The organism is Enterobacter sp. PL_is379 (assembly GCF_055817355.1).
In genome coordinates this window covers 62,074-77,411 of the sequence record NZ_JBVPGT010000030.1, presented here as the reverse complement: position 1 = coordinate 77,411, position 15,338 = coordinate 62,074, and the positions used below count along the sequence as shown (strand labels likewise).

Genomic DNA, 15,338 nt, shown 5'->3' with positions numbered 1-15,338 from the left:
TCTTGACCTTAAAGTTAACTTTAAGCTTAAACTTTTTATACGGTCAACCGGATCGTCATCTCATCAGGGAGCTCATATGCAAACTATTCTGGGTGCCAGCGGGCAAATCGCCCGTGAACTGACCCGCGAATTAAAACGCGCCTATACCGACGATATCAGGCTGGTCAGCCGCCATCCGCAGAAAGTCCACGCCAGCGATATCACGGTTGCGGCCAATCTTCTGGATGCGCAGCAGACGCAAGTGGCGATTAACGGTAGCGATACGGTCTATTTTACCGCCGGTCTGCCGCCTGATTCCGCGCTGTGGGAGCGTCAGTTCCCAACCATGCTGGACAATGCCCTGGAGGCCACGCGAAAGGCTGGCGCAAGATTCGTCTATTTTGACAATACTTACATGTACCCCCAGAGCGACGTGCCACAAACTGAAGAGACGCGCTTTGCGCCCCGGGGGCGGAAAGGCAACGTGCGTGCGCTGATGGCCAACCGGGTGCTTGCCGAAATGCAGCGGGGCGACATTCCCGTCCTCATCGGTCGGGCCCCGGAGTTTTACGGGCCTGAGAGAACGCAGAGCTTCACGAATACGCTCATTATCGACAGGCTGAAGCAGCACAAACGCCCGCGAGTTCCGGTACGTGACGATACGCTTCGCACCCTCATCTGGACGCCGGATGCCAGTCGCGCGCTCGCCCTGCTGGGCAATACGCCTGAGGCCTACGGGCAGACGTGGCACTTGCCCTGCTGTGATGAAAGGCTGACGTATCAACAGTTTGTTACCCTCGCCTGCGATATCTTCGGCCAGAAGGCGGACTACGCCGTGCTGGGCGAGCTGGCCTTCGCCGCGACGGCGCTGTTTTCGCAGGGCGCGCGCGAAATGCGGGAGCTGTTGCCCAGATACGACGTTGATAACCTGTTTGATTCGACGAAGTTTAAGCGGCATTTTCCCGACTTCGCGGTCACCTCATACCGGCAGGGTCTTGAAAACATCTGGCAGGAATGGAGATCAAAAGCGCACAAAACAGCGTAAATGCACTGCCGCACCGACAGAGGTGCGGCCATTACTCGTGACAACGTCACTTTCACTTCTCGTCTTTAGGACTATTCTGCCTCTTCCTCAATCAGCCCTTACGCCATAAGGCTTAACCCGAGGTTGTCAATGTTTTCATAGGGTTACTGATTCTACCCCTTCGCTGGAACCCTTCCCAAACGCTTGCTATAGGTGAAATACCTCTGCCGAAACATGGCATAACAACAGGCAACCTGTGGTTGCTATAACGCATGCGCACAGGGAGACACACCGCAATGCACCCATTACTCAAACGTTCGCTGCTGTTTGTCAGCGCCATTATCGTGGTCCTCGCCCTCCTCGTCTGGGGGATCGGGATGGAGACGATAAAGGCGCGTCAGGTTGACCTGATCTATCTCGGGCAACAGCACATGACTCTGGTTTTCTCGTCGATGTTTTTTGCCCTGCTGGTGGGTATTCCAGCCGGTATTCTGCTGAGCCGCCCGGCAGCGCGGGGTATCGCCGAATATGTGATGCAACTCTTCAACGTCGGCAACACGCTGCCGCCGCTGGCCGTTCTGGCGCTGGCAATGGTGGTGATTGGCATTGGCGACACGCCCGCCATCATCGCCCTGTTCCTCGCCTCGCTGCTGCCGATCGTGCGTAACACCTACGCCGGGCTGTGCTCAGTCCCGCCGTCGTTGCTGGAAGCGGCAAACGGCATCGGGATGACCAAATGGCAGCGTCTGCGTCAGGTTGAGCTGCCTGCCGCCTGGCCGGTCATGCTCTCGGGGATCCGCATCGCCACCGCCATTAACGTCGGTACAGCGCCGCTGGCCTTCCTGATTGGCGCCAGCAGCTACGGCGAGCTGATTTTCCCCGGCATTTATCTGAACGATTTCCCGACCCTGATCCTCGGCGCGGCGGCCACCGCCCTGTTCGCCCTGATCCTCGATACCCTGCTGGCAGCGCTGGGTCGCGTGATGAGTCCCCATCTCGCTCGATAACAATAACAAGGAGCTTTTATGAGACTGTTTTCCGGCCTGACGGCGCTGTGTGCCGCGGCGCTGTTCACCAGCCAGGCGATGGCGGCCCCGCTGATTCTGGCGACCAAGAGCTTTACCGAGCAGCACATTCTCTCGGCGATGACCGTGCAGTACCTGCAAAAGAAAGGTTTTCAGGTCCAGCCGCAAACCAACATTGCCACGGTGATCTCCCGCAACGCGATGATCAACAAGCAGATTGACATGACCTGGGAGTACACCGGCACGTCGCTGATCATCTTTAACCACATCAACAAGCGCATGTCGCCGCAGGAGTCTTACGAGACGGTAAAACGCCTGGACGCGAAGCACGGTCTGGTCTGGCTCAAGCCCGCCGATATGAACAACACCTATGCTTTCGCCATGCAGCGCAAGCGCGCCGAGGCGGAACACATCAACACCATGTCGGAGATGGTGGCGAAGATTGAGCAGATCCGTAAAACCAACCCGGACAAGAACTGGCTGCTGGGCTTAGACCTGGAGTTTGCCGGGCGCAGCGACGGCATGAAGCCACTTCAGGCGGCCTATAAGATGGAGCTGGACCGCCCGCAGATCCGTCAGATGGACCCCGGCCTGGTCTATAACGCGGTGCGCGACGGCTTCGTTGACGCCGGGCTGATTTATACCACCGATGGTCGCGTGAAGGGCTTCGACCTCAAGGTGCTGGAAGACGATAAAGGCTTCTTCCCAAGCTATGCGGTCACCCCGGTGGTGCGTAAGGACACGCTGGAGGCCAACCCCGGCCTGGAAGAGGCGCTCAACACCCTCTCGGCCCAGCTCAACAACGACGTTATCACCGAGCTGAACAAAAAGGTGGATATCGACCATCAGTCACCGCAGCAGGTCGCCCGCGATTTCCTGCGTAGCAAACAGCTGCTGTAGGAGGCGCTATGGAGACGATTCACTACATTCTGGACAACTGGGATTACCTGTTAACCCTGACGCTGCAGCACCTGTGGCTGGTGGCGCTGGCCGTAGGCTTAGCCATTCTCATCGGCGTACCGCTGGGCATTCTGATTGTTCGCCACAAGTGGCTGGCAACACCGGTGCTGGGGATTGCCACCATCGTGCTGACCATTCCGTCCATTGCGCTGTTTGGCCTGATGATCCCGCTGTTTTCGCTGATCGGTCAGGGAATTGGTGCCCTGCCCGCGATCACGGCGGTATTTCTCTACTCGCTGCTGCCGATTGTGCGTAACACCCATACGGCGCTCGACAGCCTGCCGCCGGGCCTGCGTGAAGCCGGGCGCGGCATCGGCATGACCTTCTGGCAGCGGCTGCGCTGGGTCGAAATCCCGATGGCGCTGCCGGTGATTTTCGGCGGCATCCGCACCGCCGTGGTGATGAACATCGGCGTGATGGCGATTGCCGCGGTGATCGGCGCGGGCGGCCTGGGCCTGCTGCTGCTCAACGGCATCGGCGGAAGCGATATTCGCATGTTGATTGCGGGCGCGCTGATGATTTGTCTTTTAGCGATTGTGCTCGACTGGCTGCTGCACCGTCTGCAGGTGGTTCTGACTCCAAAGGGGATTCGATAATGATAAAACTGGAAAACCTCACCAAACAATTTTCCCAGAAGCACGGCCAGACCTTTAAGGCCGTGGACAACGTCAACCTGAACGTGCCCGAAGGGGAAATGTGCGTCCTGCTCGGCCCGTCCGGCTGCGGGAAGACCACCACCCTAAAGATGATTAACCGCCTCATTACCCCCAGCAGCGGGACAATCCTGATCAACGGTGAAGACACCAGCGGGATGGACACCGTCACCCTGCGCCGCAACATCGGCTACGTGATCCAGCAGATTGGCCTGTTCCCGAACATGACCATCGAAGAGAACATTACCGTCGTGCCGCGCATGCTGGGCTGGGATAAAGCACGCTGTAAAACCCGCGCCGAAGAGCTGATGGATATGGTGGCGATGGATCCGCATAAGTTCCTGAATCGCTATCCGCGTGAGATGTCCGGCGGCCAGCAGCAGCGTATCGGCGTGATCCGCGCCCTGGCGGCGGATCCTCCGGTACTGCTGATGGATGAACCTTTCGGCGCAGTGGACCCGATCAACCGCGAGGTGATCCAGAACCAGTTCCTGGAGATGCAGCGCAAGCTGAAAAAAACCGTCATGCTGGTGAGCCACGATATCGACGAAGCCCTGAAGCTCGGCGACCGTATTGCGGTGTTCCGTCAGGGGAAAATCGTGCAGTGCGCCAGCCCGGACGAACTGCTGGCGAAACCAGCAAACGAGTTTGTCGGCTCGTTTGTCGGTCAGGACCGCACCCTGAAGCGTCTGCTGCTGGTCTCGGCGGGCGACGTCACCGACCAACAGCCGACCATCACGGTGCGGGGCTCTACGCCGCTCCCTGAAGCCTTTGCGACCATGGATGATAATGACATTCGTGCCGTTACCGTAGTTGACGAGCACGGCAAACCGCTGGGCTTTGTGAAGCGTCGCGAAGCGCGAAACGCCAGCGGGACCTGCGCCGACATCCTGCATCCGTTCCGTATGACCGGCAAAGCGGAAGATAACCTGCGCGTGGTGCTTTCGCGTCTGTATGAGAGTAATACCAGCTGGATGCCGATCGTGGATGAGGACGGGCGCTACAACGGCGAGATTTCGCAGGACTATATCGCCGAGTACCTGAGTTCAGGACGTACGCGCCGGGCGCTGAATATTCATAGCGACAGTTAATCTTTCAGGCCGGGCATTGCCCGGCTTTTCCGCACGCATACCTTTTGCTAACCCCGCGATTTCCCGCCACAATATTGTATCTTTCCCGTTGACTCGCGACCCATGCAACGTCTTCATACGTACCCCGACATCCGCGCGATGTTTCGCCGACTGCTGATTGCCACCGTCACCGGCGTGCTGGCCGCGCTGGCCGTGGCGGTGTTCCGCCACAGCATGTACCTGCTGGAGTGGCTGCTTCTCAGCAACGACAGCGGCAGCCTGGTGAATGCCGCCGCGTCGCTCTCCCCCTGGCGGCGCGCGCTGACGCCAGCGCTGGGTGGTCTGGCGGCCGGGCTGCTGCTCTGGGGATGGCAGCGTCTGACCGCGCAGCGGCCTCATGCCCCCACCGACTACATGGAAGCGCTGGAGACCGGTGACGGCCAGTTTGACTACGGCGCCAGCCTGGTTAAATCCCTCGCCTCACTGCTGGTCGTTGCCAGCGGAAGCGCCATCGGGCGTGAAGGGGCGATGATCCTGCTTGCCGCCCTCGCCGCCTCCCTTTTCGCCCGGCGCTTTACGCCCAAATCCGAGTGGAAATTATGGATAGCTTGCGGTGCCGCCGCCGGGATGGCCAGCGCTTACCATGCTCCCTTAGCCGGAAGCCTGTTCATTGCGGAGATTCTGTTTGGCACCCTGATGCTGGCCTCGCTCGGGCCCGTGGTTATCGCAGCGGTGGTGGCGCTTCTCACCACGCAGCTTCTGGCGCCGGGTACCGGCACGCTCTACGCGGTCCATCTGAGCGGTATCCTCACCGCTACCGATTATGCCCTGCTGGTCGCGATGGGGCTGGTGGCGGGTCTCTGTGGGCCGCTGCTGATGTGGCTGATGGCGTTCAGCCACGGTCTTTTCCTGCGCCTCAAGCTTTCGCCACCGTGGCAATTAGCGCTGGGCGGTGCGATCGTCGGGCTGCTGTCTCTTCTGACGCCGAAGGTGTGGGGGAATGGCTACAGCGTGGTTCAGGCTTTTCTGCTCGCGCCGCCGCTGCTGTCGGTGATTGCCGGGGTGTTTATCTGCAAACTGCTGGCGGTACTGGCGAGCAGCGGATCGGGCGCGCCGGGCGGGGTGTTTACGCCCACGCTGTTTGTCGGCATGGCGACAGGCATGCTGTTTGCACAGCTTTTCGCGCTGTGGCTGCCGGGTTCTGAAACGGCGATTCTGCTGGGGCTGGCAGGAATGGCAACCCTACTTGCCGCGACCACGCATGCGCCCATTATGTCGGCGCTGATGGTCTGTGAAATGACCGGACAGTATTTTTTACTGCCCGGCCTGCTGGTCGCCTGCGTGCTGGCGTCCGTATTGTCGCGGACGTTACGCCACGACTCTGTCTACGGTCAACACGCCACCGAGGGCAGAGAGATCGATGTACTGCGCTAGCTCGCGCTGCTCGGCGCGTGGCAGATAAGGCAGCTCGCCCACCAGCGGTCCGGGCAGTTTGGTGCTCAGCACGTCGATGATCTCCGCGTAGTGCGCCAGGCCCGGGTTGATGCGGTTGGCTACCCAGCCAACCAGCGGCAGGCCGTCATTGGCAATGGCCTGCGCCGTCAGCAGCGCGTGGTTGATGCACCCTTCCTGGATACCCACCACCATCACCACCGGAAGCTGCTCCTGCACGACCCATTCAGACAGCGGGCGCAAATCATTCATCAGGCTGCGCCAGCCGCCCGTCCCTTCAACAACCACGTGGTCAACCTTCTCGCTCAGGTTCGCCAGGCCGTCGGACAACAGGGGATAATTAATCAGGCCGCTGTGCGCTACGCTGCTCTCCTCTTCGCTTAACGCAATGGGATTGACCGCGTGATAGGGCAACTCCAGTGACGAGACGCTTTGCAGCACCAGGGCGTCTTTATTGCGCAATCCCTCTGGCGTCTCTTTACTCCCTTTTGCGACCGGTTTGTACCCTGCCACGCGTTTACCGCTTGCTGCCAGCGCCTGCAGCAATGCGCGGGATACGACGGTCTTGCCGACAGAGGTATCTGTACCAGTAACAAAGAAACGCTTAAGCATGACTCACTCCACCTCTTGGGTATGCTTCGAAAATATAAACCAGGTAAATAATTCAGTGGAGGAAGTCTACGGGATGCATGCGCTACCCGGCTTGAGATAGCGCAATTTTTCTTACATCTGCGGAAAAGAGTTAACCCTGTAACAGGCGGATCAACAGCGAACCGTTATACATGGCATCTTTGACCAGCGCCGCGCCGGCCATCGTGCCCTGATTGGAAAACTGGGTGCTTTCTACCGCAATGTTCCGGCTGTAGGCGGGAAGCGACTGCTGCTGAATACAGGCCGTAATCGCCGGGAAGAGGATCTCCGCCGCCTGGCTTAGCGGTGAGCCAATAAGAATTTTTTGCGGGTTGAAGAGGTTCACCATAATCGCCAGAATGCGGCCAACGTTATTCCCCACCCCGGTAATGATGTCCTTCGCCAGCAGATCCCCCTGGCGCGCGGCGGCGCAGAGTGAATCCACCGTTAAGGGTTGTCCGTGCAGCGAGGAGCTCATGGACTGGCTGAGCCTGACCTGCGCCAGCTCCAGCACGCTTTCCACGCTGGCAATGGTCTCCAGACAGCCGTGGTTGCCGCAGTAGCAGCGCTTACCGTACGGGTCGACCTGGGTGTGGCCAATTTCCACCAGGCTGCTGCTTCCGGCGTGGAGAAGACGTCCGTCGGTAATCACCCCCGCCCCGACGTTATGGTCGATAACCACCTGAATCACATCCCGCGCGCCGCGGGACGCGCCGAAGAGCGCCTCCGCCATCGTCCAGGCGCTGATGTCATGCTGAATGTAGACCGGCACGCCGGTATGGTTTTTCAGCACCTCTCCCAGCGGCATCTCTTTGACATCGTCATAAAACGGCATGCGGTGGACAATACCATTTTCGGTATCAATAATGCCCGGCATGGTGATGGCAATCGCCGTTAAGCGTTCAAGCCGCTGCTGATGGCGGATAAAGAAGCGATCGATGTGCGAGACAATCGCCTCGAGGAGCGATTCCTCGGCGTTGAGCGGCAGTTCAAGACGGTCCTCTACCACCAGCTTGCTGCTCAGATCGCGCAGCGCAAGGAAGATCTCGCCGCGGCTGATGCGCAGCGACAGGTAGTGCCAGGCTTCCGTCTCCACCACCAGCCCGACTGCCGGACGGCCACGGCTGCCCGGCTCCTGAATTTCCGTCTCCTGAACCAGGTGCGCTTCCAGCATCTCGCGGACAATCTTGGTGATACTGGCGGGTGCCAGCTGTGCCAGGCGCGAAAGATCGATACGCGAAACCGGACCAAGCTGATCGATCAGGCGATATACCGCGCCAGCGTTGGTCTGCTTAATCTGATCAATGTGCCCTGGCTGACTATCAGCGACCACCTCGTACTCCCTTATTTTCGAGCTTCGAAATAAACTGTTGGCTATGGTGAAGCACTTGCATGGCTGCCGTCAAATATTTACTTAGCCATGTGATTTACTGCACATTTTTGCCCACTTTTCCCTGAAAATGCCCCCCGGCGGAGGCGTTCATCAACTGCTGTTTGAAGCGCTGTGCGGCATGGCTCTGTTCGCGATGTTTTGCCCAGACCAGCCACATCTCTGAAACGGCATCCTCTTCGGCGATGGTCACCCAGCGCATTTCGCGCAATTGTACCCGTTTAAAGGAGGCCGGAAGAATCGAGACACCCAGCCCGGCGGCGACCAGCCCGATAATGGTCATTGCCTCCCCGACTTCCTGGGTAATGACCGGGGCAAGATCGTAGCGGCGCATCAGCCCCAGGATATCGTCGTACAGACCCGTTCCGACCTGCGGATCAAAAAAGACAAACGGCTCTTTTGCCAGCTCTGCCAGCGACACCGTCGGACGCGACGCCAGCGGGTGATCGTGTGGGATCATGGCCATCAGCGGCTCGCGCAGGATCACCTCCCACGCCAGCGAGTCCGGCAGTTGGGTATTACGCATCAGGCCCAAATCCAGCGAACCTTCATTTAGCGGCGCAATCTGCTCGCGGGTATTGATCTCGCGCGTCTGAATATGAACATCCGGGAAATGGCGGCGGAATGACGACAGCGTTTCCGAGACGGCGCTGATAAACGGCGCGGACGAGGTAAACCCGATGCGCAGCTCTCCGGCCTCCCCGAGATACAGCCGTTCTGCCCGAGCGGCGGCGTCCTCAACCATGCTCAGAATTTGTCGGCTGTCGATGAGAAATTGCTTGCCCGCCGCCGTCAGGCTCACGCTGCGGTTGGTGCGGGCCAGCAGGCGCGCGCCGACCTGCTGCTCCAGGATCTGAATCTGCTGGCTTAACGGGGGTTGAGAGATATTCAGTCGTGCCGCCGCGCGGCCAAAATGCAGCTCTTCGGCGACGGCGACAAAGTAGCGAAGATGACGCAGCTCGATATTCATATTTCTAAAGTATCATTTGAGATTATTAATATATTAGACAGAATATTTACATTTTCCTACCCTGAAGAGGTGGTCATACCCGTCACCAGAAATCACGGGGATGTTTAAGCAAGGAAACTGTGTGAGTCGTACAACTACCATTGATATCGATCCGGCAAGCGATATCAATGATTTACCTGCAACATCGCAGCCGGTTCAGTTCATTAAACGTGGTACTCCCCAATTTATGCGCGTCACACTGGCGCTCTTTTCCGCCGGTCTGGCCACCTTCGCCCTGCTCTATTGCGTTCAGCCGATCCTGCCCGTGCTCTCCCATGAGTTTGGCGTATCGCCTGCCAGCAGCAGCGTTTCACTCTCCATTTCTACCGGCATGCTGGCGATTGGCCTGCTCTTTACCGGCCCTCTTTCCGACGCCATTGGGCGTAAACCGGTGATGGTAACCGCGCTGATGCTGGCCTCGGTCTGTACGTTACTCTCAACCATGATGACCAGCTGGCACGGCATTCTGGTGATGCGCGCGCTGATCGGGCTCTCGCTCAGCGGCGTGGCGGCGGTTGGGATGACCTATCTCAGCGAGGAGATCCACCCGAGCTTTGTTGCCTTCTCTATGGGGCTTTACATCAGCGGGAACTCGATTGGCGGGATGAGCGGACGTCTGCTGAGCGGGGTATTCACGGACTTCTTTAGCTGGCGGATTGCGCTGGCGGTCATCGGCTGTTTCGCGCTGGCATCTGCCCTGATGTTCTGGAAAATTCTGCCGGAATCGCGTCATTTCCGCCCGACATCGCTGCGCCCGAAAACGCTGTTTATCAACTTCCGTCTGCACTGGCGCGACAAGGGGCTGCCGCGCCTGTTCCTGACCGGCTTCCTGCTGATGGGCGCCTTCGTCACGCTGTTTAACTATATTGGCTATCGCCTGATGCTCTCACCGTGGCATCTGAACCAGGCTATTGTCGGTTTACTCTCGGTGGCTTATTTGACCGGTACGTGGAGTTCACCGAAGGCCGGGGCGATGACCGCACGCTATGGACGCGGCCCGGTCATGCTGTTCTTCACGGCGGTGATGCTGGTCGGCCTGCTGCTGACGCTCTTCTCCTCCCTGTGGCTGATTTTTGCCGGCATGCTGCTCTTTTCTGCGGGGTTCTTCGCGGCCCACTCGGTCGCCAGCAGCTGGATTGGCCCGCGCGCGCGTCGCGCCAAAGGTCAGGCATCGTCTCTTTATCTGTTTAGCTATTACCTGGGGTCCAGCATCGCCGGGACGCTCGGCGGCGTGTTCTGGCATAACTACGGCTGGAACGGCGTGGGCGGGTTTATCGCGCTGATGCTCTGTGCCGCACTGCTGGTGGGCGCAAGTCTTCATAAACGTCTGAAATAATAGGCTTGCGGGCGGATGTCCGTTTCCCGAAAAACGGCACCAGCGTACTGGTGCCGTTTTTCGTTCAGGAATCCCAGGCCTGTTCTATCTTACCGGCTTCAAACTGCGGAGGCGGTTTGCGGAAACGGCGCGTGAGCCATGTCAGGTAAAGGATCCCCAGTGCCGCCCAGATGAGGCCAAGCGTCAGGGACGTCGCTTCGAGGTTTATCCACAGCACGCCGACCGTGACGGCACCAATGAGCGGCAGCAGGAGATAGTGGAATCGATCTTTCCACGTTTTGTTCAGCCCCTTACGCCGCCAGAAATGGTTGTACACCGAGAGATTAACAAACGTAAACGCCACCAGCGCGCCAAAGTTGATCAGCGCCGTCGCGGTCACGAGATCAAAGTACAGGGCCGACAGCGCCACTATCCCAACCATAATGACGTTCAGGGCCGGCGTACGCCATTTCGGATGCACGTAGCCAAACACCCGCTCCGGAAAGACGTTGTCACGCCCCATCACATACAGTAAGCGCGAGACGCTGGCGTGCGAGGCCAGGCCTGAAGCGAGCGTATTCACAAACGTGGTACACAGAAACACCGACTGGAAGAGCTTGCCGCCCACGTACAGCGCGATTTCCGGCAGCGCGGCGTCCGGGTTCTTGAAGCGGGCGATCGTCGGGAAAAAGAGCTGCATGAAAAACGAGGCAACAATGAATATCAGCCCGCCATACAAAGCGGTGAGGAAAATGGCTTTGGGGATCACCCGCGCCGCGTTTGGCGTCTCTTCCGACAGCGTGGTGACCGCGTCAAAGCCGAGGAAAGAGAAGCAGACAATAGTCGCACCGGTAATAATCGGGATCAGGTGAGCGTTCTCGCTGATAAACGGCTGGAGCGACCAGACGGTGCCGACGCCCTCCCCCTTATGCAGTCCGTGCACCACGAGGATGACAAACACCACCATGATGGCGATCTGCACCAGCACAAACAAGGTGTTGAAGTTGGCGACCAGATTCACGCTCTTGAGGTTCGCCAGCGTCAGGATCGTCACAAACCCCACTACCCAGACCCACGGCGGAACTTCAGGGAACAACGCGGAAAGGTAGATCTTCGCCAGCAGCACGTTAATCATCGGCAGGAAGAGATAGTCCAGCAGCGATGACCAGCCGACCATAAAGCCTAAGTGGGGGCCGATCGATTTCTGCGTGTAGGTGTACGCGGAACCCGCTTCCGGGAACTGTCGTACCAGTTTGCCGTAGCTGATGGCGGTAAACATGACGCCAGCCAGCGCCAGGAGATACGAGGCGGGCACGTGGCCGTTGCTGATACCGGACACAATGCCGAAGGTATCAAACACGGTCATAGGAGTGAGGTAAGCCAGCCCCATCATGACCACCTGCCAGAGCTTGAGGGAACTGCGCAGCCGGGTTCTTCCGGCCATGCGCGGCGAGTCAAGAGAGGTGTTAGTCGCCATAAACCGTCCCCCCCATGCTTACCGTGGTTTGCAATCGCGCTGTCCTTAACGCAAACCTGCTTAGCAAAGGGGGAAGTTGTAAAGAACACACGCGATCGTAACAGCGCACCGTCTCTGGCTCGCACTCACAGCAGGCGCCTGACTGGCCCCCTTCGCCCTGCGGATAGTTGAACATCTGCATCATTTCCTACCTCGTCACACAGTGTCGTTGAGAAAATCCCTGTGCCGCCTGCGCTCCATAACGCGACTCCCGGGAGATAGCTGGCGTGCCAGCAAACAGTTAGGCCAGGCTCCGCGCAGGCCGTTTGGTGATACGTATGAGATGAAACAAAGCGGCCCCTTACCGGGGCACGTCATCAGGCGTTTTTGAGCATCCACTCAATTTCAGTTTCGGTAATCAGGCGTTCAAACTGCAGTAATTCATCATTTTTGCAGGCGTGATAGACGTGGCAGAAACGTTCGCCCAGCCGCTCGCGAAGGCTATCGTTTTGCATAAATTCCCACAGCGCATCGCTCTGACGAATCGGGAACGGCAGTCCGTCCTGCTCCAGACCATTGCCTTCCACTTCTTCCTGCAGGGGCAAATCGTTATCCAGCCCATGTAAAATACCGGCAAAAATCGCCGCCATCACCAGATACGGATTCGCGTCAGCGCCCGCCACCCGGTACTCGACCCGATGGTTATGGCGATCGCCGCAGGGGATACGCAGGGCAACGGTGCGATTATTGTGTCCCCATGACGCCTGTGTCGGCACGTACATTCCCGGCTGGAAACGGCGATAGGAGTTGACGTTCGGTGCCAGCAGCGCCATGGACGCAGGCATCAGATCGATCATCCCGGCCAGCGCGCGTTTCAGCAGCGCGGAATCCTCGCCGTTGGCGTCTGCGAGCACGTTTTCGCCTCGGTTGTTTTGCATGCTGATGTGGATATGCATCCCGCTGCCCGCATGCTCTTCATACGGCTTTGCCATAAACGTGGCGTGCATCTTATGTTTTTCCGCCATCTGCCTGACAAGACGTTTTAGCGCCAGCGCATCGTCGCAGGCATCGAGCACGTTTTCCGTATGGTGCAGGTTTATCTCAAACTGGCCCGGGGAGGCCTCAGCCACTGCCCCGTCGGCGGGGATCAGCTGCAGCTGCGCCAGTTCGTCAATATCGTTCAGCACGTCAGCAAAATGGTTAAGATTATCAACCGAGTAGACCTGGCTCTGCGTATTACGCACGTCGGTGCCCGGCGCGCAGGGTGGCTGCAGATAGCCGTCGGCATCGCGTTTACGGTCAAGTAAATAGAACTCCAGCTCTACCGCTACCACGGGGAACAGACCGCGCTGGCGCAGCTGCTGCCAGAGTCGGTTGAGTACGTTCCGCGGCTCAACGTCAAAGGGAGCGCCATCTTCATCGACCATGGTGAGCTGCACCTGACCAATGTATTCCGGGTCGGCGGCGGACGGTGTCAGGGTGCCAGGTACCGGCACGCAGATGCAGTCCGGCTCGCCGAGCTCCTGCCCCAGGCCCGCCTCTTCCACGACGTTACCCAAAATGTCCATGGCGAAAACCGATGCCGGGAAATAGCAGCCTTTTTCAAGCTTGCTCAGTCCGGCAACCGGGATGCGTTTGCCGCGAAAACAGCCGTTCAGGTCGGTCAGGAGGACATCAATAAACTGGGTGTCAGGATACTTTTCTAAATAGCGCTTCACTTCCTGCGTAAAGGCGCTGCCCCGCCTCTCATCCGTGTGCTGCACAAAGTTCTCAACTTCTACGATATTGGTTTCCATGATTTACCACCGTTTTTGGATTTGCGTTCGCTGCTCTGGACTGTCAAATATAATGTCCACCCTATCGAATCTGTATGCAAATAAATTGTTTGTCAAATGTTAAATTAAGTTTGCAAAAGGCAGATCCCGTTGCTAGATTGAGAAAATATTGAACGAAAAGGCCGTTTTGCAGGCGATTATGGCCTAAATTTAGTCCACTTTGTGAGGGCGATCATGGAAAATATAATGAACAAGCCAGTTATTGGCGTGGTGATGTGTAGAAACAGGCTTAAGGGTCATGAGACCCAGACCCTGCAAGAAAAGTACCTGAATGCCATTATTAACGCGGGAGGCTTACCGATTGCCTTACCGCATGCGCTGGCAGAGCCAGAGCTCCTTACCGCTCTGCTCCCAACCCTCGACGGGATTTACCTGCCGGGCAGCCCAAGTAATGTGCAGCCGCACCTTTATGGTGAAAACGGCGATGAGCCTAACGCCGATCCCGGGCGAGATCTTCTGAGTATGGCGCTGATTGCCGCCGCGCTCGAAAGGCGCATCCCCATTTTCGCCATCTGCCGGGGGCTGCAGGAACTGGTTGTTGCAACGGGAGGGACGCTGTATCGCCGCCTGTTCGAGCAGAACGACCTGCTTGAGCACCGGGAAGATCCTGAACTGCCGGTTGAGCTACAATACGCCCCGTCTCATGAAGTTCAGGTTCAGGAGGGAGGACTGCTGTCTCAATTAATACCAGGCTGTAACACATTTTGGGTAAACTCGTTACACGGGCAAGGTGCACGGACGTTAGGACCACGGCTTCGCGTGGAGGCCCGCTCGACGGACGGGCTGGTCGAAGCGGTCAGCGTTCATGACCACCCTTTTGCCCTCGGTGTGCAATGGCACCCCGAATGGAACAGCAGCGAGTACGCCCTGTCACGTATGTTGTTTGAAGGTTTTATCACCGCCTGTCAAAGCCACATTGCTGAGAAGCAGCGGCTTTGACCACTACCCTAAAGGAAATGCAACTATGAGCGATGACGGACTGGCGCCAGGGAAACGTCTGTCTGAGATCCGCCAACAGCTGGGTCTCTCGCAGCGGCGTGCCGCCGAACTGTCTGGGTTAACACACAGTGCCATCAGCACCATTGAGCAGGATAAAGTCAGTCCTGCCATCAGTACGCTACAGAAGCTGCTGAAAGTTTATGGGCTGTCGCTCTCGGAATTCTTTTCGGAACCGGAAAAACCTGATGAACCGCAGGTGGTTATTAATCAGGAAGACCTTATCGAAATAGGCAGTCAGGGGGTTTCGATGAAGCTGGTTCATAACGGAAATCCGAACCGTACGCTGGCGATGATTTTTGAAACTTACCAGCCTGGAACCACGACCGGAGAGAGGATCAAACACCAGGGTGAGGAGATCGGTACGATACTGGAAGGTGAAATATTGTTAACCATTAATGGCCAGCAATATCACCTGGTTGCGGGGCAGAGCTATGCCATCAATACCGGCATACCACACAGCTTCAGCAACACCTCGGCAGGCATCTGCCGCATTATCAGTGCCCACACCCCCACCACGTTCTAATTACCACTCAGTCCCGGC

At 58.0% G+C, this 15,338-nt stretch carries 14 protein-coding genes; 9 read left to right on the top strand and 5 right to left on the bottom strand.

Going from position 1 to position 15,338, the window contains the following annotated elements; all coding sequences use genetic code 11:
- Window positions 1-76 precede the first annotated feature (76 nt).
- The 6 genes from AC0TOY_RS14550 to clcB all read left to right on the top strand — a co-directional run bounded on the left by AC0TOY_RS14550 (window position 77) and on the right by clcB (window position 6,145).
- Window positions 77-1,024: an NAD-dependent epimerase/dehydratase family protein gene (locus AC0TOY_RS14550; protein ID WP_473721996.1), complete on the top strand. Its 948-nt coding sequence runs from the start codon at window positions 77-79 to the stop codon at window positions 1,022-1,024.
- Window positions 1,025-1,299: 275 nt separating this feature from the next.
- Complete coding sequence (gene osmY / locus AC0TOY_RS14545) at window positions 1,300-2,010, top strand: osmoprotectant ABC transporter permease OsmY (protein ID WP_473721995.1); 711 nt, start codon at window positions 1,300-1,302, stop codon at window positions 2,008-2,010.
- Between the two features lie 18 nt (window positions 2,011-2,028).
- Window positions 2,029-2,928: an osmoprotectant ABC transporter substrate-binding protein OsmX gene (osmX, locus tag AC0TOY_RS14540; RefSeq protein WP_024909127.1), complete on the top strand. Its 900-nt coding sequence runs from the start codon at window positions 2,029-2,031 to the stop codon at window positions 2,926-2,928.
- 8 nt (window positions 2,929-2,936) lie between these two features.
- On the top strand, window positions 2,937-3,584 hold the full coding sequence (gene osmW / locus AC0TOY_RS14535; RefSeq protein ID WP_014169860.1) for an osmoprotectant ABC transporter permease OsmW: 648 nt from the start codon (window positions 2,937-2,939) through the stop codon (window positions 3,582-3,584).
- Window positions 3,584-4,732 (top strand): osmoprotectant ABC transporter ATP-binding protein OsmV, encoded by a 1,149-nt coding sequence (gene osmV / locus AC0TOY_RS14530; RefSeq protein ID WP_473721994.1) that lies wholly within the window; start codon window positions 3,584-3,586, stop codon window positions 4,730-4,732. Before osmW ends, osmV begins: the two co-directional genes overlap by 1 nt.
- 102 nt (window positions 4,733-4,834) lie before the next feature.
- Window positions 4,835-6,145, top strand: coding sequence for a voltage-gated ClC-type chloride channel ClcB (gene clcB, locus AC0TOY_RS14525; protein ID WP_090417192.1), 1,311 nt, complete (start codon window positions 4,835-4,837; stop codon window positions 6,143-6,145).
- Here clcB and bioD read toward each other — a convergent pair.
- From bioD to AC0TOY_RS14510, 3 genes are all read right to left on the bottom strand, one after another.
- The gene (bioD, locus tag AC0TOY_RS14520) at window positions 6,080-6,775 is read right to left on the bottom strand and encodes a dethiobiotin synthase (RefSeq protein ID WP_024909130.1); all 696 of its coding nucleotides are present in this window, start codon (window positions 6,773-6,775) and stop codon (window positions 6,080-6,082) included. The two genes, clcB and bioD, sit on opposite strands and share 66 nt — an antisense overlap.
- Before the next feature lie 130 nt (window positions 6,776-6,905).
- A complete protein-coding gene (gene mlc, locus AC0TOY_RS14515) occupies window positions 6,906-8,126 on the bottom strand; it encodes a sugar metabolism global transcriptional regulator Mlc (protein WP_045910384.1) in 1,221 nt (406 codons plus the stop codon).
- Window positions 8,127-8,220: 94 nt separating this feature from the next.
- Window positions 8,221-9,153 (bottom strand): LysR family transcriptional regulator, encoded by a 933-nt coding sequence (locus AC0TOY_RS14510; RefSeq protein ID WP_045910383.1) that lies wholly within the window; start codon window positions 9,151-9,153, stop codon window positions 8,221-8,223.
- Between the two features lie 121 nt (window positions 9,154-9,274).
- Here AC0TOY_RS14510 and AC0TOY_RS14505 point away from each other — a divergent pair, with 121 nt between their 5' ends.
- Window positions 9,275-10,528 (top strand): MFS transporter, encoded by a 1,254-nt coding sequence (locus tag AC0TOY_RS14505; protein ID WP_048030688.1) that lies wholly within the window; start codon window positions 9,275-9,277, stop codon window positions 10,526-10,528.
- A 64-nt stretch (window positions 10,529-10,592) separates the two neighbouring features.
- Here AC0TOY_RS14505 and AC0TOY_RS14500 read toward each other — a convergent pair whose 3' ends face one another.
- Both AC0TOY_RS14500 and AC0TOY_RS14495 read right to left on the bottom strand, forming a co-directional pair.
- Entirely contained in the window at window positions 10,593-11,984 is a 1,392-nt protein-coding gene (locus AC0TOY_RS14500) for an APC family permease (protein ID WP_008502450.1), read from the bottom strand.
- 356 nt (window positions 11,985-12,340) lie between these two features.
- On the bottom strand, window positions 12,341-13,759 hold the full coding sequence (locus AC0TOY_RS14495; protein WP_008502452.1) for a glutamine synthetase family protein: 1,419 nt from the start codon (window positions 13,757-13,759) through the stop codon (window positions 12,341-12,343).
- Window positions 13,760-13,972: 213 nt separating this feature from the next.
- Between AC0TOY_RS14495 and puuD the strand changes: the two genes are divergently transcribed.
- Together puuD and puuR are read left to right on the top strand one after the other, a co-directional pair.
- Window positions 13,973-14,737 (top strand): gamma-glutamyl-gamma-aminobutyrate hydrolase, encoded by a 765-nt coding sequence (gene puuD / locus AC0TOY_RS14490; protein WP_045910614.1) that lies wholly within the window; start codon window positions 13,973-13,975, stop codon window positions 14,735-14,737.
- A 25-nt stretch (window positions 14,738-14,762) separates the two neighbouring features.
- Window positions 14,763-15,320, top strand: a complete 558-nt coding sequence (puuR, locus tag AC0TOY_RS14485; protein WP_008502454.1) for an HTH-type transcriptional regulator PuuR — start codon at window positions 14,763-14,765, stop codon at window positions 15,318-15,320.
- Window positions 15,321-15,338: the final 18 nt, after the last annotated feature.